Here is an 18,218-nt window from a genome sequence, read left to right on the forward strand (position 1 = left end):
GCGCCCGACTGGCCACAGGGCGCGCCTGGATCCGCCGCTACGCGTCGAGCTCGAGGTCCACGACGACGGGGGCGTGGTCGGAGGCGCCCTTGCCCTTGCGCTCCTCGCGGTCCACGTAGGCGTCCTTGACGGCCTTGGTGAAGGGCTCGTTGCCGTAGACCAGGTCGATGCGCATGCCGCGGTTCTTGGGGAAGCAGAGCTGGCGGTAGTCCCAGTACGTGTACGGGCGGTCGTACTTGAGCGGGCGGGGCACCACGTCCGACAGGCCGGCGGCGCGCAGCGCCTCCAGGGCGGCCCGCTCGGCCGGGGTGACGTGGGTGAGGCCCTCGAAGACCGCCGCGTCGTAGACGTCCTCGTCGGTCGGGGCCACGTTGAAGTCGCCGAGCACGGCGAACGGGCGGGGGCCGGCCGCGTCCTCGGCGACGGCCTCCTTCAGCGCGCGGAACCATTCCAGCTTGTAGCCGTAGTGGTCGTGCTCGACCTCGCGGCCGTTGGGCACGTACACCGACCACAGGCGGACCCCGCCGCAGGTCGCGGAGATCGCCCGGGGCTCCTGGACCCCCTCGTAGCCGGGGCCGCCGGCCAGGCCCGCGACCACGTCCTCCAGGCCGACCCGGGAGACCAGGGCGACGCCGTTCCACCGGCCGGTGGCGTTGACGGCGGCCTCGTACCCCAGCTCGCGCAGCTCGTCGAAGGGGAACTGCTCGGCGGTGCACTTGGTCTCCTGCACGCAGAGCACATCGGTGCCGGAGGACTCCAGCCAGGCCAGCAGCCGCGGCAGCCGGGCGGTGATCGAGTTGACGTTGAAGGTGGCGATACGCATACCAGACAACCTACCGCCCGGCGCCGACACCCGGCCGGTGCTCAGAGGGCGGCGGTCTCCCCCGCGGCCATCCGGCTGTGCGGCGCGCCGCCCAGGTTGTCCAGGGCCGTGTCGTAGATGGGCCGGGCGATGTCGGCGAGGTAGGCGTCGTGGATGTCGATGGCGCGGACCGGCTTGACCTCGCGGACATAGTCGATCACTTCGGCGATCTTGTTCCACGGGGCGTGCACGGGGAGCATCAGGGTCTCCACCGGGGTGCCGGGGACGGTCAGCGCGTCGCCGGGGTGGAAGAGGGAGCCGTCGACGAGGTAGCCGACGTTGGTGACCCGGGGGATGTCCGGGTGGATCACGGCGTGGAGCTCTCCGTGCACCTGCACCTCGAACCCGGCCGCGGTGAAGGCGTCGCCGTGGCCGACGGTGTGCACGCGGCCCGGGTAGGCGGGCGCCAGCCGGTCCGCGACGCTGCGCAGGGTCCACAGCCCGGCGGCGGGGTTGGCGTCGAGCGCGGCCCGCAGCCTGCCCTCGTCGAAGTGGTCGGGGTGCTCGTGCGTGACGAGCAGGACGTCGGCCCCGAGGCCCGCGTCGGGCTCGCTGAAGGCGCCGGGGTCGATGACGAGCACGCGCCCGTCCTTCTCCACCTGGACGCAGGAGTGCAGCCGCTTGGTGAGCTTCATGATCCCAGGCTAGCCGCCCGGGCCGGGCGGTTAGGGGACGGCGGTGGAGACCACGTAGACGCGGGGCTTGGCCGGGTCGGTGAGGTCGACGGTGACATCGCGGGTGGGGCGCGGTTCGGGCTGCTCCAGGGTGGTCCCGTACCAGCTGTTGGACGGGCCCCAGCTCCAGCCGGCGACGGCGGCGTCGTGCGCGGAGATGGAGACCTCGGGGGTCAGCGCGGAGCGGCTGGTGCCGAGGCTCGCGAGGAAGGCGTCCAGCTCGGCCGGGGTGACGGCGAACTGCACGTACAGCCGGCTGGTGTGCCAGTTGTTGGTCTCGAGGAAGCCCACCCGCCAGGCCTTGAGCGGGATGGGGACGTCGTAGATGCTGCGCTGCACCCGGGAGGGCCAGCCGGGGCGCACCTTGGTCGCGCCGACCTTGGCGGCCTTGTCGCGGCCGCTGGCGCGGCTCTGCTGGGCGGAGACGGCGAGGTAGCCCGCGGGCACGCCGATCAGCAGCAGGATGATGATGGCGGTGATCCAGCGGCGGCGGACGACGCGCTTGCGGTCCTCGGCCGGGGCCGGCGACGCCGCCTCGTCGGTGGCGGACGCCGGGCGGGGCAGGGTGGGGGGTGTCACTGCGTTTCCTGGTCCTCGGGGCGTGGGGTGGCGCGCCGGCCGAGCTGCGCGTAGCGCTCGTACCGCTCGACGCGCCGGCGCGTGGCGCGGCGGAAGCGGCGGGCGACGAGCCGGGCGAGGTCGGCGGCGCCGACCATGCCTGCCTCGGGCCCGAGCTGGGCCTTGGCGATGCGGGCCTCGGGCCGGTAGCCGCGGCCGGTGAGGTGGCGTCGGAAGGCGTCCCGGGCGGGGCCGATCAGCAGGTCGTCGGCGGCGCTGACGCCGCCGCCGATGACGAAGCAGGAGGGGTCGAGGGCGGCGGCGAGGTTGGCGATGCCCACCCCGAGCCACTGGCCGATGTCCTCGAGCAGCTCGACGCACATGGCGTCGCCCTCGCGGGCGAGCTCGGTGATCAGCGGTCCGGTGATCTCGGGGATGTTGCCGCCGACCCGGGCGATGATGTCGTGCGCGACCGGGGAGTCGGCCGCGGCCAGCTCGCGGGCCTCGCGCACCAGGGCGTTGCCGGAGCTGTACTGCTCCCAGCAGCCGCGGTTGCCGCAGGGGCAGCGGTGGCCGCCGGGGACGACCTGCATGTGGCCGAACTCGCCGGCGACGCCGAACTTGCCCCGCTTGACCTGGCCGCCCTCGAGGATGGCGCCGCCGATGCCGGTGCCGAGGGTGATCATGACGAGGTGGTCCTCGCCGCGGCCGGCGCCGAAGCGCCATTCCGCCCAGGCGGCGGTGTTGGCGTCGTTGTCGACCATGACCGGGACCGCGAGGCGGGACTGGAGGGCGTCGCGCAGCGGTTCGTCGCGCCAGGCCAGGTGGGGGGCGAAGAGGACGCGGGAGCGGTCGGCGTCGACCCAGCCGGCCGCCCCGATGCCCACGGCGTGGACGTCGTGCCGGTCGGACAGATCCAGGACGAGCTCGACGATGGTGTCCTCGACGACCTTGGGGCTCTTGGACTTGTCGGGGGTCTCGGTCCGGATCTTCTCCAGGATCACGCCGTCGGCGTCGACGACGCCCGCCATGACCTTGGTGCCGCCGATGTCGATGCCGACCGTGGGGACGCGCGGGGCGGTCAGGTGCGACCGGCGCTCACGGGTCCCGATGGTCCGCAGGACGGTGCCCCGCGCCGACCCCCGGTGGGTGAGCGTGAAGTCCCGGTACGTGCTCATCGAGTCGTGTCGTCCCTCAGGGTGCGGTGGTGCCGTGTGCGGTGCCGTCTGCGGCGGCGTCGGATGCGGGGTGCCGGTCCGATTCTGCCACTCGCTCCAGCTCGTGGCTCAGTTCGTCCAGCTCGGAGCCGCCGGCCATCTGCCGGGTGAGCTCGTCGAGGGTGATCGAGCCGCGGGTGTGGCTGCCTGCCATGGTGCCGCGCTTGAGCAGGACGAAGCGATCCCCGACCAGGTGGGCGTGGTGCGGGTTGTGGGTGATGAGGACCACGCCGAGGCCGGCGTCGCGGGCGGCCGCGACGTACTTGAGGACCACACCGGACTGCTTGACGCCGAGGGCGGCGGTGGGCTCGTCGAGGACGAGGACCTTCGCGCCGAAGTGGACGGCGCGGGCGATGGCCACGCACTGCCGCTCGCCGCCGGACAGGGTGCCGATCGGCTGGTCGACGTCGCGCAGGTCGATGCCCATGCGCAGCAGCTCGGCGCGGGTGGTCGCGCGCATGAGGTCCACGTCGAGGCGGCGGAAGGGGCCGCGGCCCCGGGTGGGTTCGGAGCCCAGGAAGAAGTTCCGCCAGACGGGCATCAGCGGGACGACGGCGAGGTCCTGGTGGACGGTGGCGATCCCGCGGTCGAGGGCGGCGCGCGGGTTGGCGAGGGCGGTTTCCTCGCCCTCGATCTCGAAGGTGCCGGCGTCGTGCCGGTGCAGCCCCGCGATGATCTTGATGAGGGTGGACTTGCCGGCGCCGTTGTCGCCGAGGACGCAGGTGATCTCGCCGGCGGAGACCTCCAGGGAGACGTCCCGGAGGGCGCGGATGGTGCCGTAGGACTTGCCGACGCCGGTCAGCTTCACGAGGGGCGTGCTCATGCCCGTGCCTCCGCCCGCTTGCGGACCCATGCGTTGAGCAGCACGGCCAGCAGCAGCATCGCGCCGAGGAAGAACTTGAACCAGTCCGGGTTCCACTGGGCGTAGACGATGCCGTTGCTGGTCATGCCGAAGATGAAGGCGCCGACGGCCGCGCCGATCGCGGATCCGTAGCCGCCGGTCAGCAGGCAGCCGCCGATGACGGCCGCGATGATGTACAGCAGCTCGTTGCCGACGCCCTCGCCGGACTGGACGACGTCGTACGAGAAGAGGATGTGCTGCCCGGAGATCCAGGCGCACAGCGCGACTCCCATGTAGAGGCCGATCCGGGTCTTCACGACCGGGACGCCCACGGCCCGGGCCGCGTCCGCCGACCCGCCGACCGCGAAGATCCAGTTTCCGGCGCGGGTGCGCAGGAGGATCCAGGTGGCGACGGCGACCAGGGCGACCCACCACAGGATGGTGACCTTGAGGGTGACCGCGCCCACGGTCCACTGGGAGGCGAAGAGCGCGCGGGCGGAGGGGAAGCCCTCCATGTCGGAGACGCTCTTGGTGGAGACGGTGCCGCCGATCAGCTTGGTGAAGCCGAGGTTGAGGCCGGTGAGCATCAGGAAGGTGCCGAGCGTGATGATGAAGCTCGGCAGCTTCGTGCGGGTCAGCATGAACCCGTTGAAGAAGCCGATGGCCAGGGTGACCAGCAGGGACACCCCGACGCCGACCCACGCGTTGGCGGTCATCTGGTAGCTGAACATCGAGCTGACCAGGGCCGCGGTGGTGACCATGACGCCGGCGGAGAGGTCGAACTCGCCGCCGATCATCAGCAGCGCCACCGGGACCGCCATGATCCCGATGGTGGAGGCCGCGTACAGGATCGTGCTGAGGCTGGAGGTCTGGAGGAAGCTGGGGGCGGCGAAGGAGAAGAAGACGAAGACGGCGGCGGCGCCGGCGACCGCGCCCAGCTCGGGGCGGCCGAGCAGGCGGCGCAGCAGGGAGGCGGGCACGAGCCGCTCGTCGCCGGAGCCGGAGCCGGAGCCCGGGGCCGGCGCCGGGCCGGGTGCCGGAGCGGGGGCGAGCGCGGTCATCGGCTGCCCCGCTTGATGTACTCCTCCAGCTTGGCGGCCTCGGCGCCGGTGACGATCTGCGGCCCGGTGAGCACCGGGCGGCCGCCGCCGAGCACGTCCGCGTTGTAGCGGTGGAGCCACAGCAGGTCGACGGCCTCGTAGCCCTGGAGGTAGGGCTGCTGGTCGACGGCGAAGCCGAGGGCCCCGGACCTGAGGTCGCGGGCGACGGACTCGTTCAGGTCGAAGGTGTCCACCTCGGCCTTGCTGCCCGCGGCCTCCTTGGCCTTGACGGCGGTCGGCGCGAAGGGGGCGCCGAGGGTGAGGATCGCGTCGACGGACGGGTCGGCCTGGAGCTTGGCCTGGACGGCGGCCTGGACCGCGGGCATGTTGGTGCCCTCGACGTACAGGTTCTCCATGGTGCCGCCGAAGGTCTTCCTCGCTCCGGCGCAGCGCTGCTCGTGTCCGACGTTGCCCTGCTCGTGCAGGACGCATACGGTCTTCGTGCGGCCGCGCTTGGTCAGCTCGGTGCCGACGGCCTCGCCCGCGACCTGCTCGTCCTGCCCGATGTGGGTCAGGGCGCCGTACTCCGCCGACTGCGCGGAGCCGGAGTTGACGGTGATGACCGGGATGCCGGCCTTGACGGCCCTGCCGATCACGTCCTTGAGGGCCTCGGGCTTGGCGAGGCTCACGATGATGCCGTCGGCCTTCTGGTCGATGGCGTTCTGCACGAACTGGGCCTGCTGCTGCGCCTGGTCGTCGTGGGCGTAGACGAAGTTGATGTTGTCCTTGGCGGCGGCCTCCTTGGCGCCCTTCTGGACGATGTCCCAGAAGGTGTCCCCGTCGCCCGCGTGGGTGATCATCGCGAAGGTCCAGCGGGGGGTGGACACGGCGGGCCGGCCCGCCGCGGCGGCCTTCGCCCGCTCCTCGGCGCGTTTGCCGCCCGTGCTGCTGCAGCCCGCGAGGGAGGCCCCCAGTACCGCCGCGAGCACGGCGCCCACGACGCGTACCCCTGTCCCTGTCCTGGCCACGTCTGCGCGCCCTTCCCTCATACCGTGCTCTTCTGCGGTCCGCTCTTGCGCGGTCCGCACCCCTGCGGTCCGGTCCGCCGATATCAAAGCGGTCATTCCGGTTTCAGCCGCCCAGTATCCGCCACAGTGGCGCATGTGAGGCCATCGGGGGCTTCCCGAGGCCTCCGGGCCCTCCGGCTGCCGTCATGCGGATTGACAGCCTCCGCCGGGCGGGCCAGGTTGAGTGCATGCGCATCGGGCTGATCGGAACAGGGCGGATCGGCTCCTTCCATGCGGCGGCACTGGCCCGCCGCCCGGACGCCGGCTCGCTCCTGCTCGCCGACGCCGATCCCGCGCGGGCCGTACGGCTCGCCGACCGGCTGGGGGCCACGGCCGCGCCCTCCGTGGACCAGGTCTTCACCTGGGGCGTGGACGCCGTCGTCGTGGCCTGCTCCACCGACGGGCACGCGGAGCTGGTGCTGCGGGCCGTCCGCGGCGGGCTGCCGGTGTTCTGCGAGAAGCCGCTGGCCGCCGACCTGCCCCGGACCCTGGCGGTGCTCCGCGAGGTGGCCGCCGCGGACGGCGTGCTCCAGCTGGGCTTCATGCGCCGCTTCGACGCGGGCTACCGGACCGCGCGGGAGCTGGTGCGCTCCGGAGCGCTGGGCCGGCTGCACACCGTACGGACGATGACCGCCGATCCGTCGCCGCCGCCCGCCGCGTACCTGGCGGCGTCCGGGGGCCTGTACCGGGACTGCCTGGTGCACGACTTCGACATGATCCGCTGGGTGACCGGGCGGGAGGTGGCGGACGTGTACGCGACCGGCTCGGACGCCGGCCCGGCGCGGTTCCGCGAGGTGGGTGACGTGGACACGGCGGCGGCCGTGCTGACGCTGGACGACTCCACCCTGGTGACGTGTACGGGCACGCGCTGCAACGGGGCCGGGTACGACGTGCGGATGGAGCTGGCCGGGGAGCTCGACCAGGTCTCCTCCGGGCTGGACGACCGTACGCCGATCGCCTCGACGGAACCGCACGGCCCGCCCCCGGCCGCCAAGCCGTGGGCGGGGTTCCTGGAGCGGTTCGCCCCGGCGTACGAGGCCGAGATCGCGGCGTTCGTCCGGCTGGTCCGCGGCGAGGGCCCCAACCCCTGCGACGGCCGGGAGGCGCTGGCCGCGCTGCGGGTGGCGGAGGCCTGCGAGCTGTCGCGGCGGGAGCGCCGCCGGGTGGCCATGGCGGAGCTGCCGGACCTGTGACGGCCGGACCCGTGACGGCCGGACCCGTGACGGCCGGACGCGGGGGCGCATGGGCCGCCGCTACCAGCGCACCGGAAGCCGGGTCACGCCCCGCATCAGGCTTCCGCCGATCCAGACCGGCGGACCGGCGTCGGGGTCCTCGGCCAGGCCGGGGAAGCGTTCCAGCAGGCCGCGGATCGCGATCCGGCCCTCCATCCGGGCCAGCGGGGCGCCGAGGCAGAAGTGCAGGCCGTGGCCGAAGGCGAGGTGGCCCTGCGGGGCGCGCCGGATGTCGAAGGTGTCGGGGGCCGGGTAGCGGCCGGGGTCGCGGTCGGCGGCGGCCAGCGAGACCAGGACGGTGGCCCCGGCCGGGATGGCGGTGCCGCCGAGCTCCACGTCCCGGCGGGCGTAGCGGTACGTGGCGTTCTGCACGGGGCCGTCGTAGCGGAGCACCTCCTCGACCGCCCCGTCGAGGAGGCCGTCGTAGTCGGCGCGCAGGTCGGCGAGCTGGTCGGGGTGGGCGAGCAGGGCGCGGATGCCGTTGGCGACGAGGTGGACGGTGGTCTCGTGGCCGGCGATCAGCAGCAGGAAGGCCATGCCGATCAGCTCGTCCGGGGAGAGCGAGTCGCCGTCCTCGTCCCGGGTGCGGATCAAGGCGCTCAGCAGGTCCTCCCCGGGGTCCTCGGCCTTGCTCGCGACGAGCTCCCCGAGGTAGAGGCTCAGCTCCCGGTGGGCCTGCATGTCCGGGGTGTCGCCAGAGGGGGCGACGACCTCCTTGGACCAGTAGGAGAAACGGTCCCGATCCAGGTCGGGGACGCCGAGCAGCTCGCAGATCACCGTCATGGGCAGCGGGAAGGCGACGGCCTCGACCAGGTCGGCGGTGCGCTGCGGCCGGGCGGCCATCGCGTCGATGAGCTCGTCGGTGATCTGCTGGACGCGGGGGCGCAGGGCCTCGACGCGGCGGGTGGTGAACTCGCGGGCGACCAGGCGGCGCAGCCGGGTGTGCCGGGGCGGGTCGGACTCCAGCATGTTGAGGTTGGCCGCGGTGCGGGCGACGTCCGGCAGGCTGCGGCTCCAGTCCTTGGACAGGTCCGGGTGGTTCAGGGCCTGCCGGGCCTCCTCGTGGCCGACGACGATCCAGCCGGGCTCGTACTCCGGTGCCGAGACCCCGACGGGGTGGACGGGGCCGGCGGCCCGCAGCCCGGCGTAAAAGGGGTACGGGTCGGCGCGGAAGTCCGGGGAGTTCCCACTGATGTCCGGTTGAGGCATGTGGCCACCCTACGGCGGCAGTTGATCCTCTGGCCCGGCGGTTTCCGGTCACTCCCGGGCCCGGACCCGGCCCGTTCGGGCGGCTGCGGCGCGGCGGCCCCAGGCGGTGCCGGCCAGGATGAGGGCGGCGCCCGCGAGGCCGGCCGGACCGAGGTGCTCGCCGCCGAGCGCGATGCCGGCGACGGCCGCCCACAGCGGCTCGGTGCCCAGCAGCAGGCTCACGCGGGAGGGCGAGGTGCGGCGTACGGCCCACATCTGTACGAAGAACGCGAACAGGGTGCAGCAGAGGGAGAGGAAGGCGAGTCCGGCCCATTCGGCGGGGCCGAAGGCGGCGGCCGCCGCCCAGGGGGTCGCGCCGGTGCCGGGCAGGGCGGCCAGGACGGCGAAGACCAGGACGGCGGCGCCGAGCTGAACGGTGGTCAGGGACAGCGAGTCGGCATCCCGTACGGCCGCCATCCGGGCCGTGAGCAGCACGTTCACGGTACGGGCGAGGGCCGCCCCGAGGATGAGCAGGTCACCGGGGCCGGGCGCGGTGAACCCGGCCCCCTGCGTGAGCAGCACGACCCCGGCGACGGAGAGGCCCGCGGCGGCGAGGAACGCCCCGGACGGGGCCCGCCGCGCGAGGGCGGCCTCGGCGAGCGGGGTGAAGATCATGGTGAGGCTGATGATCAGGCCGGCGTTGGTGGCCGAGGTGTGGACGACGCCGTACGTCTCCAGGACGAAGACCCCGCCGAGGACGAGGCCCAGCAGGCCCGCGCCGCGCAGCTGGCGGCGGGTGAGGGCGCGCAGCCGCCGCCATCCGGCGACGACGAGCACGGGCAGGACGAGGGCGAAGCGCAGCACGAGCACGGCGATCACGGTGTCGGCGGCGGTGATCCCCTTGGCGGCGAGATAGCTGCCGCCCCACACCACGGCGACGGCCAGCACGGGCAGGTCGGCGCGGCGGGTGAGGCGGGCGGCGCGGCCAGCGGGGGCGGCAGCGGCGGCGGGGCGGTCGAGGAGGGGGGACGGCGGCACCGGGGTTCGTCTCCAACGGCTGGGGGCGGGTGGAGACTTCGGCGGCTCGCACGGGGGCGGCCCCACCGTACCGGAGCCGATCATGCCGGTCGATCGCTTTGCGGGGGCGGGGCCGGACGTGGGTGGGGCCGGCATCCCGTGGCATCCCGTTCCCGCGCCCCGACCCGGTCACCCCGTCCCCGCCTCCCCCGCCCGTCCGTGTCAGTCGAAGGAGCCGAAGGAGGCGCGGCCCGTCGGCCGGTAGGTGTGGATGGCGATCCCGTTCGGGGTCGTGCGCGAGGAGGCCAGCTCGCAGGCCGTCGGCAGCCCGCCGGTCGGGAACAGCCGCTGTCCGCCGCCCAGGTAGACGGGGAACGCCAGCAGGTTCATCTCGTCCACCAGGTCCCGCGCCAGCAGCCACTGGGCGAGCAGCCCGCTGCCGTGCACCTGGAGCTCCCGGCCCTCCTCCAGGGCGTCCTTGACCCGTACGACCTCGCTCTGGAGCTCGTTTCCGTCGACGACGGTGGTGCCGGCCCACTCCGGGTCCTTGATGGTGGTCGAGGCCAGGTACTTCGGCAGACTGTTCAGCCGGCTCGCGATCGGGTCCGCCGGGTCGGTCTTCTGCGGCCAGTACGCGGCGAAAATCTCGTACGTCCGGCGCCCGAGCAGGAACGCCCCGGCCCGGTCGAAGGTCTCGTTGATGAACTCGCCCGCGGCGTCGTCGAAGAACGGCACCACCCAGCCGCCGTACTCGAACCCGCCGCGGCGGTCCTCGTCCGGTCCGCCGGGGGCCTGCATCACGCCGTCGAGGGTGAGGAAGGTGGTGAGGGTCAGCTTGCCCATGGCTCTGCGCTCCTGGATCGCGGTCGGTTGCGGCTGCCGCCGTTGCACCGGTTCAGACTCCCGCTCCGCCCCGGACTCGTCGCCGCGGCGCGCACGGACTCCCCTCGGATTCGCGCCACCGCCCGCCGCTTAAGCTCTCTCGTTGATCAACTCATCTGTTGATCGGCGGAACAGCAGGGGGGAAGACCCATGAGAAGCGCGGCCGAGGTGTTCCAGCCGCTCCAGGCGGATGATCCGCAGGTGGTGGCGGGCTACCGGCTCGCCGCCCGGCTCGGTGCGGGCGGCATGGGGCGGGTCTACCTGTCGCACACCCAGGGCGGCCGCCCGGTGGCGATCAAGGTGGTCCGGCCGGAGCTGGCCGGGGACCCCGCCTTCCGCCGGCGTTTCCACCGGGAGGTGGAGGCGGCGCGCCGGGTGCGGGGCGCCTACACGGCCGAACTGATCGATGCCGACGCCGAGGGCACGCCGCCCTGGCTGGCCACGCTGTACGTGCCCGGTCCCTCGCTCGCCGACGCCGTCGCCCGGCGCGGACCGCTGCCGGTGCCGGCCGTGCTCTGGCTGGTGGCGGGCGTGGCCGAGGCGCTGCAGGTCATCCACGACGCGGGGATCGTGCACCGCGACATGAAGCCGTCGAACGTGCTGCTGGCCGCCGACGGGCCGCGTGTGATCGACTTCGGCATCTCGCTGGCCTCGGGCATCACCCGGCACACGACCACCGGCGCTGCGGTCGGCACGCCGACCTACATGGCCCCCGAGCAGGCGTCCGGGGCGGAGGTCACGGCGGCCACCGACGTGTTCGCACTGGGGCAGACGGCGGCGTTCGCGGCCCTGGGCCGGCCGCTGTACGGCGACGGCCCCTCGGTCAGCGTGCTGTACCGGATCGTGCACGAGGAGCCCGACCTGGAGGCGGTGCCGGAGGCGCTGCGTCCGCTGATCAGCCGGTGCCTGGCCGCCGATCCGGCCGACCGGGCCACCCCCGCGGAGATCGTGGAGTGGTGCCGGAAGCGGCTGGGCGGGGACGCCGACGCAGGCGGCGGCCCGGCCGTGTGGCGGGAGATCACGGGCCCGGAGGTGGAGATCCCGGCTCCGGTGGCGGACCCCACCCCGGTCCGTACGCTGGCGGCCCCGCCCTCGCCCTGGGCGCCGCCGGCGCTGACGACGAAACCGGCCGGGCCGGAGGAGGAGAAGGCCCGCCGCCGGCGCAGGGCGCTGATCGCGGCCGTGGCCGTGGTCGGCGCGGTGGCCCTGGGCGCAGGAGCCTGGACCATCTCGAACGCCCTGGACGCGTACCGCGACCGGTCCTCGGCCAGGACGGCATCGGACAGCACGAAGCCGGGCGCATCGGCGGGGGGCGGCCCGGCGTCCGGCGCACCCGGAACGGCCACGGGCACCGGCAAGGGCACGGGCAGCGGCGACGGCAGCAGCACCGCAGGCGGCGGGACGTCGGGCCCGTCGCAGCCCCAGGCGAACAAGTCCGGGCCGCCGAAGCCGACTGCGTACACACAGCAGTGGCTGGACGACAAGACGTCGGTGAACATCAAGGAGCCCACGCGGCAGGAGAACACCAAGGGCGACATCCGCTTCACCTGCGACGGGGGCAAGTACGAGGGTGCCTGCTCCCTGGTGAGCGATACCAGCGTGATGAACCTGGCGTTCGCCAAGCAGGGTGCCTCCTTCGAGGACTGCCGCGCCCTCCTCGGCCGTGCCGATTTCGGCGACGCCGAGCAGCGCCGGCTGCCGCTGGCCGCGGTCGCGGCCGGCAGCGAGATCTGCGTCAAGCACCCCTCGGGGGACATCGCGCTGCTGGTGGTCCAGACGAAGTCGACGGCGGCGGTGCCGCGGGTACCCGGCTTCCTCACCGCGGACATGACGGTCTGGCGGGCCTCCTGACGGCTCCCCGGCCGCGCGGAACGCCAGGTCGGATTCCCGCCAGCACCGGCCCGGCCGCCCCGCTTCCATGGGACTCGTTGAACAGGCAACCAACAACGAGGAGGGGCCATGAACGGCAGGACCGCTGTGGTCACCGGCGGCAGCCGGGGCATCGGCGCGGCGATCGCGCTGCGGCTGGCCGAGGAGGGCGCGGACGTCGCGATCACCTACGCCGGGAACGAGCAGGGGGCGGCCGAGGTGGTGCGGCGGATCGAGGAGCTGGGACGCCGGGCATACGCCGTACGCGCCGATGCCGGGGACGCGGGCGAGGCGGCGGGCGCCGTCGAGTGGGCCGCCGACGCCCTCGGCCGGCTCGACGTCTTGGTCAACAACGCGGGCATCGGGGTGATCCGCCCGTTGGCCGAGCTGACCCTGGCCGATGTGGACCGGGTGCTCGCGGTCAACGTGCGCGGCGCGTTCCTGGCGGCCCAGGCCGCGGCCGAACGGATGGGCGCGGGCGGCCGGATCATCACCATCGGCAGTTGCATGGCCCGCCGGGTCCCGGGTCCGGGCGGCACCCTGTACACGATGAGCAAGGCGGCGCTGGCCGGCCTGAACCGGGCGCTGGCCCGCGAGCTCGGCGGCCGCGGCATCACGGCGAACCTCGTGGAGCCCGGGCCGGTGGACACCGACATGAACCCGGCCGACGGCCCGTTCGCGAAGGCGCAGAGCGACCTGACGGCGCTGGGGCGGTTCGGCAGGCCCGAGGAGGTCGCGGCGGTGGTCGCGTTCCTGGCGGGCGAGCAGGCCGCGTACGTGACCGGCGCCGAGTTCTCCGTGGACGGCGGCCACGCGGCATAGTCAGGGGACCGGTCCGACACGGAGCAGGAGCAGGTCGAACACCGGGCCGTCGGGGGTGCTGCGGTACGGGCCGGCGTACTCGTAGCCCAGCCTGGAGTAGAGCCGGCGGCCGCGGTCGTTGGTGGGCAGGGCGAGCAGGGCGGGGACCCGGCCCGGCCCGTGGGCGCGGATCACCGCGTCCGTGCCGGTGCTGGGGGTGGTCAACTTCTCCTCCTGGCTGCTGACCGTGGTGGTGCGGTACGCGTCGAGCCACTCGGCGACGGCCGGGACGGCTGTGTACCGCTGCAGGGCCTCCCCGCCTCCCCGATCCCATCGCCGACGCGATCGGCGTCCCCCCTCGCACCTGGTACGCGAGTAGCCCCGGCTGGGGGCGAGGGGTGGGGTCGGGGCTCAGGCGCGCGCGATGCCGGCGACGAGCAGGCCGAGTATCGCGAGCAGGACGACGACGTACAGGCCTTCGAGGACGCGCCGGGTCACGACGCGCTCGCCTCGGCCGGGTGCTCCAGTGCGCGCATGAGCTGCCGGATGATCCTGGCGAGGCCGCGGGCGTGGTTCCAGTTCGCGTGGGGGCCGGACCCCAGCGGGCCGACCGCCGCGAAGTACTCCCACTCAGCGAGGGCCTCGAACGCCCCGACGGGGCGCTGCCCCGAAGGTGTCCCGGAGAGAGCATCGTGGAGCCTCTGCCCGCACGTGATCAGGCTGTCGGTGAGCGCCGCGACGCCCTCCGGGCCGGGCCGATCCCCGTACGGGGCGAGCGCTCGGGCGATCAGGGCGGTCGCTTCTGTCTGGTCCTGCAACGTGCCCATGCCGGGGCTCCCTACCGTCGTCAGCGGGTGATAGAGCAGGACTGGCGAGTGCGCCCTTGGCACCGGCGTGCGCCCCTGCTGTGCAACCACCATGTCGGCTGACTGTCGGCCCAATCCACTGCCGGGCCCTATAGGGCCGTCCTATATTCCAAGGATGGAGCCGGAGTTGGACGTATGGGTACACCCCGACCTACGCGCAGCCGCAGCAACGGAGGACTGGCCGACGCTGCTGAAGAGGTGGCGGAAGGCGACCCGCAGTAGCCAGAGCAAGCTCGGTGCCCTCGTCGGCCTGGCACAGCCGGACATCTCCGCGATCGAGAACAGGCGGCGCGCGGTGACCTCCGTTGAGGTCCGGCAGCGCATCATCGATGGCCTCCGCATCCCGGCCGAACTCCTTGGTGGAGCGGGCGCCGGGATGCCGTTGCCCTCGCTGGCCCTGCCGGGCGGCCTGGTGACCGATCCGGAAACCGAGCGCCTGGAGCGGGTCACCGCGTCCGGGATGCGGCTGGACGCATCCTCGCTCGCCGCGATGGAACGCCTGCTGGCGGAGCACCGCCGGGCCGAGGACACCCTCGGCTCGCGGGTCATGAACGCGGTGGTGACCAAGCAGTTCGAAGCTGTGGCCGGACTCTACGAGCAGGCGCGCGGCCCGCTCGCCGACAGGCTCGTGAAGGTGATGGCCGAGTACGCGCAGTTCCTCGCGTGGATGGCCCAGGACCAGGACAACGCGGCGTTGGCACTGGCCTGGTTCGACCGCTCCTACGACTGGGCCCTCGAATCCGGGTACGGCGACATGGCCGCCACCACCATGAGCATGAAAGCCCACCTCGCCTGGTCCCAGGGCCGCGCCCGGCGCGCCATCCGCCTCGGGGAGGCCGCGGCCTCGACGGAGGGGGCGAGCGACGGAACCCGAGCCATGGCCGTACAGATGGCCGGCCGAGGCCATGCCCTCGACGGAGACAGAGACTCGGCGTACCGTCGCCTCGATGAAGCGCAGCTGATCATCGCAAACGCCGTCGACGTCCCGCCCTGGCTGTACTTCTACGATGAGCCCTGGTTCGCGGCACAGCGCGGCATGGCCGACCTGCACCTGAGGGACTGGCCGAACGCGATCAGGAACCTGACGGACGGCCTGGCCGGGTTCGCCACCGGGTTCCGCCGTGACCGCGCCTGGTACGGGGCGTGCCTTGCCCACGCATATGCGGGCGCTGGGGAACCAGAAGCAGCCTTGACGACTGCAACCGGCATCCTCACCGATGCCTCCGAGGTCGGTCGGCCCCACGCGTGGGGCGAGCTGCACAAGGTGGGCGGCCTGCTGCTCCGGAAGGGTGCCCCGGAAGGCCGGGCCCTGGTGGACATGCTTGCGGAACTCGACTGAAGAACGCGCGAAGGCACCCCCTCCCGCCCGAAGGCGAGAGGGGGCAGTGCTGTTCAGGCGATGCAGGTAGTCGGAGCCAGGAGTCGGCCTCGCGGCCCGGGAAACCAGGAGTCGGCCTCGCGGGCCCGGGAACGCCGACGGGGCGCGCCGGGTCGGGATGCTCCGGTGCGCCTCGCGGGCTGTCCGGGGGCGGTCGGGGACCCCAGTGGTCCCCGAGGATCTCGGCCTCAGGGAGTCTTACGCGGGGCGGCGTCGGCCGCCCCGCCACCGGATCAGCCGCCGAGCTCCTGGTGGCGGGCGGCGAGCGCGGCCGCGCCGGTCTCCGTCAGGGAGCCGTACAGGCGCAGCCGGGAGAAGCCGCCGTCGGGGAAGATGTCGATCCGGACGTGGGTGCCGACCGCCGGGGTGTCCAGCACGAAGCGGTGGTTGGTGTCGGGCTGGAGGCGGGTGCGGGGCAGGAACTCCGTCCACTCGCCCTCCTCGCCCGTCTTGACCGACAGGGAGGCCCAGCCGGCCGAGTTGCCCTTGAGGTAGGCGGTGTCGATCTCGACGGCGCGGATCTCCGACTCGGCGACCAGCCGGTAGCGGATCCAGTCGTTGCCGTTGTCGCGGCGGCGGGCGGTCTCCCAGCCGTCGTCCATCTTGCGGGAGCGGCCCGGGTTGATGGTGTTGGCCGGCGGGGAGTAGAAGCGGTTGGACGCGTCCTGGACGGCGCCGCCGTTCTCCAGGGCCACGACGTCGAAGGAGCCGAGGGCCCGGAGCCACTCCGGGTCCGGGAGGACCTCGCCGTACACGCGGAGGCGGGCGATGCCGCCGTCGGGGTGCTGGTTGACGCGCAGGTGCGTGAAGCGCTGCTCCACGTCCACCTCGAAGCCGTTGGCGGCGTGGCCGCCGACCGGGGTGCGCGGGACGAGGGTGGTCCACTTGACGTCGTCGCCGAGGAGCTCCTCGGGGGTGGGGGCGAGCGCGCCCTCCCAGTTGACGCCCTCGACGGAGACGGCCTGCGGCATGTTGCCGCGGAAGTGGGCGGTGTCGACGACGATCCCGCGGATCACGCCGGGGGCGCCCAGGCGTACGAGGGCCCAGTCGTGGTCCTCGGCGGTGGGCCAGGGCTGCTCGGCGGAGACGCCGCGGCGGCGGCGGGTCTCCCAGCCGTCCATGACCTTGCCCTTGTGCCCGAAGTCCTCGGGGTCGAAGTGCGCGGCCTCGGAGACCAGGAGGTTCTCGCGCTGGGCGAAGAACTCGTCGTTGGCGGCGATGACACCGGCGCCCAGCTCACGGGCGGCGAGGTTCGCGTACTGGGTGAACGGGAACTCGGCCGTGCGGTAGTCGGCGTACGGGTCGCCGCCCCCGTACGGGTTCGCGTTGCCGGTGAAGGAAGGGATCGCTGCCACGGTCAGTTCTGCCTTTCGAGGAGGAGGCCGGTGGGCTCGGACGGGGTGCCGTGGTCGGCGATCTTCCGCCCGCGCAGCCAGGTGGACTTCACGACGCCGTACAGGGTCCTGCCCGCGTACGCCGTGACCTGGTTGCGGTGGTGGAGCTCGGCCGGGTCCACAGTGAACGTTTCTTCGGGGGCCAGGACCGCGAAGTCGGCGTCGCGGCCGGCCTCGATGGCGCCCTTGCGGTCCAGCCCCGCCAGGCGGGCGGGGGCGGCGGACATCCAGCGGACGACGTCCTCCAGGGTGCGGCCGCGCCTGCGTGCCTCGGTCCAGATGGCGGGCAGGCCCAGCTGGAGGGAGGAGATGCCGCCCCAGGCCGTGGAGAAGTCGGCGGTCTTGAGGTCCGCGGTGGAGGGCGAGTGGTCGGAGACGATGCAGTCGATGGTGCCGTCGGCGAGCGCGTCCCACAGCAGGTCCTGGTTGGCGGCCTCGCGGATGGGCGGGCAGCACTTGAACTCGCTGGCGCCGTCGGGCACTTCCTCGGCCGTCAGGGTCAGGTAGTGCGGGCAGGACTCGACGGTGACCGCCACGCCCTCGGCCTTGGCGGCGGCGATCAGCGGCAGCGCGTCGCCGGAGGACAGGTGCAGGACGTGCACGCGGGCGTTCAGCCGCCGGGCCTGGGCGATCAGGTTCTCGATCGCGGTGTTCTCGGCGTCGCGCGGGCGGGAGGCGAGGAAGTCGGCGTACTTCGGGCCGGGTACGACCGGCGCGGAGTCGAGGTGGCGGGGGTCCTCGGCGTGCACGATCATCAGGCCGCCGAAGCCGCTGATCTCCGCGAGGGAGGCGGCCAGCTGGTCCTGGTCGAGCTGCGGGAACTCGTCGACGCCGGACGGGGAGAGGAAGCACTTGAAGCCGAAGACCCCGGCGTCGTGCAGCGGGCGCAGGTCCTTGACGTTGTCGGGCAGGGCGCCGCCCCAGAAGCCGACGTCGACGTGGGCCTTCTCGCGGGCCACGTCCTGCTTGATGCGCAGGTGGTCCACGGTGGTCGTGGGCGGCAGCGAGTTCAGCGGCATGTCGAGGACCGTGGTGATGCCGCCCGCCGCGGCGGCGCGGGTGGCCGTCCAGAAGCCCTCCCACTCGGTGCGGCCCGGGTCGTTCACGTGGACGTGGGTGTCGACCAGGCCGGGGAGCAGGACGTCGTCGCCGAAGTCCTCGACGCGGGCGCCGGCCGGGGCCTCGGCGTCGTGCGGCAGGACGGCGACGATCTTCCCGGCGGCGACGGCGACCGAAGCGGCGCGCGTTCCCCCGGGGGTGATGACGCGAGTCGAGCGCAGTACCAGTTCCACGTCGTCGGACACGCCGGAACCTCCCCATCTACTTCCACAG

The 18,218-nt window shown here is 73.4% G+C and carries 18 protein-coding genes; 4 read left to right on the forward strand and 14 right to left on the reverse strand.

Going from position 1 to position 18,218, the window contains the following annotated elements; all coding sequences use genetic code 11:
• Nucleotides 1-37: 37 nt before the first annotated feature.
• Genes AC068A_RS07890 through AC068A_RS07920 form a run of 7 tightly spaced genes read right to left on the reverse strand, consistent with a single transcriptional unit; the run spans nt 38 to nt 6,241 of the window.
• A complete protein-coding gene (locus tag AC068A_RS07890; RefSeq protein ID WP_478582230.1) occupies nt 38-823 on the reverse strand; it encodes an exodeoxyribonuclease III in 786 nt (261 codons plus the stop codon).
• Nucleotides 824-864: 41 nt separating this feature from the next.
• Nucleotides 865-1,497, reverse strand: a complete 633-nt coding sequence (locus AC068A_RS07895) for an MBL fold metallo-hydrolase (RefSeq protein WP_478582232.1) — start codon at nt 1,495-1,497, stop codon at nt 865-867.
• 30 nt (nt 1,498-1,527) lie between these two features.
• The gene (locus tag AC068A_RS07900) at nt 1,528-2,115 is read right to left on the reverse strand and encodes a hypothetical protein (RefSeq protein WP_478582234.1); all 588 of its coding nucleotides are present in this window, start codon (nt 2,113-2,115) and stop codon (nt 1,528-1,530) included.
• Entirely contained in the window at nt 2,112-3,272 is a 1,161-nt protein-coding gene (locus AC068A_RS07905; protein WP_478582237.1) for an ROK family glucokinase, read from the reverse strand. The genes AC068A_RS07900 and AC068A_RS07905 overlap by 4 nt, the downstream gene beginning before the upstream one ends.
• A gap of 16 nt (nt 3,273-3,288) precedes the next feature.
• Nucleotides 3,289-4,164 carry an ATP-binding cassette domain-containing protein gene (locus tag AC068A_RS07910; protein WP_478582239.1) on the reverse strand — a complete coding sequence of 292 codons (876 nt, stop codon included), beginning with the start codon at nt 4,162-4,164 and terminating at the stop codon, nt 3,289-3,291.
• Entirely contained in the window at nt 4,131-5,213 is a 1,083-nt protein-coding gene (locus AC068A_RS07915) for an ABC transporter permease (RefSeq protein WP_478582241.1), read from the reverse strand. Before AC068A_RS07915 ends, AC068A_RS07910 begins: the two co-directional genes overlap by 34 nt.
• A complete protein-coding gene (locus AC068A_RS07920; protein WP_478582244.1) occupies nt 5,210-6,241 on the reverse strand; it encodes a sugar ABC transporter substrate-binding protein in 1,032 nt (343 codons plus the stop codon). Before AC068A_RS07920 ends, AC068A_RS07915 begins: the two co-directional genes overlap by 4 nt.
• A 206-nt stretch (nt 6,242-6,447) precedes the next feature.
• Here AC068A_RS07920 and AC068A_RS07925 point away from each other — a divergent pair, with 206 nt between their 5' ends.
• Entirely contained in the window at nt 6,448-7,452 is a 1,005-nt protein-coding gene (locus tag AC068A_RS07925; RefSeq protein WP_478582247.1) for a Gfo/Idh/MocA family protein, read from the forward strand.
• A 60-nt stretch (nt 7,453-7,512) separates the two neighbouring features.
• Here the strand turns inward: AC068A_RS07925 and AC068A_RS07930 are convergent, their stop codons facing one another.
• The 3 genes from AC068A_RS07930 to AC068A_RS07940 all read right to left on the reverse strand — a co-directional run bounded on the left by AC068A_RS07930 (nt 7,513) and on the right by AC068A_RS07940 (nt 10,539).
• On the reverse strand, nt 7,513-8,700 hold the full coding sequence (locus tag AC068A_RS07930) for a cytochrome P450 family protein (RefSeq protein WP_478582250.1): 1,188 nt from the start codon (nt 8,698-8,700) through the stop codon (nt 7,513-7,515).
• A gap of 48 nt (nt 8,701-8,748) precedes the next feature.
• The gene (locus AC068A_RS07935; RefSeq protein WP_478582253.1) at nt 8,749-9,717 is read right to left on the reverse strand and encodes a DMT family transporter; all 969 of its coding nucleotides are present in this window, start codon (nt 9,715-9,717) and stop codon (nt 8,749-8,751) included.
• A gap of 201 nt (nt 9,718-9,918) precedes the next feature.
• Entirely contained in the window at nt 9,919-10,539 is a 621-nt protein-coding gene (locus AC068A_RS07940) for a dihydrofolate reductase family protein (RefSeq protein WP_478582256.1), read from the reverse strand.
• 189 nt (nt 10,540-10,728) lie between these two features.
• On the opposite strand from AC068A_RS07940, the gene AC068A_RS07945 reads away from it, so the two are divergent.
• Nucleotides 10,729-12,429: a serine/threonine-protein kinase gene (locus tag AC068A_RS07945; protein WP_478582259.1), complete on the forward strand. Its 1,701-nt coding sequence runs from the start codon at nt 10,729-10,731 to the stop codon at nt 12,427-12,429.
• Nucleotides 12,430-12,537: 108 nt separating this feature from the next.
• Nucleotides 12,538-13,269 carry an SDR family oxidoreductase gene (locus AC068A_RS07950; RefSeq protein ID WP_478582262.1) on the forward strand — a complete coding sequence of 244 codons (732 nt, stop codon included), beginning with the start codon at nt 12,538-12,540 and terminating at the stop codon, nt 13,267-13,269.
• On the opposite strand, the gene AC068A_RS07955 is transcribed toward AC068A_RS07950, so the two are convergent.
• Nucleotides 13,270-13,473: a GNAT family N-acetyltransferase gene (locus AC068A_RS07955; protein ID WP_478582265.1), complete on the reverse strand. Its 204-nt coding sequence runs from the start codon at nt 13,471-13,473 to the stop codon at nt 13,270-13,272. It lies immediately after the preceding gene.
• A gap of 269 nt (nt 13,474-13,742) precedes the next feature.
• Complete coding sequence (locus AC068A_RS07960; RefSeq protein ID WP_478582268.1) at nt 13,743-14,075, reverse strand: DUF6415 family natural product biosynthesis protein; 333 nt, start codon at nt 14,073-14,075, stop codon at nt 13,743-13,745.
• 154 nt (nt 14,076-14,229) lie between these two features.
• On the opposite strand from AC068A_RS07960, the gene AC068A_RS07965 reads away from it, so the two are divergent.
• Nucleotides 14,230-15,453, forward strand: coding sequence for a helix-turn-helix domain-containing protein (locus AC068A_RS07965; RefSeq protein WP_478582271.1), 1,224 nt, complete (start codon nt 14,230-14,232; stop codon nt 15,451-15,453).
• A 272-nt stretch (nt 15,454-15,725) separates the two neighbouring features.
• On the opposite strand, the gene alc is transcribed toward AC068A_RS07965, so the two are convergent.
• Both alc and allB read right to left on the reverse strand, forming a co-directional pair.
• Nucleotides 15,726-16,847: an allantoicase gene (alc, locus tag AC068A_RS07970; RefSeq protein WP_478582274.1), complete on the reverse strand. Its 1,122-nt coding sequence runs from the start codon at nt 16,845-16,847 to the stop codon at nt 15,726-15,728.
• A gap of 2 nt (nt 16,848-16,849) precedes the next feature.
• On the reverse strand, nt 16,850-18,190 hold the full coding sequence (gene allB / locus AC068A_RS07975; RefSeq protein WP_478582277.1) for an allantoinase AllB: 1,341 nt from the start codon (nt 18,188-18,190) through the stop codon (nt 16,850-16,852).
• Nucleotides 18,191-18,218 lie beyond the last annotated feature (28 nt).

The organism is Streptomyces sp. NPDC043854, from assembly GCF_056436005.1.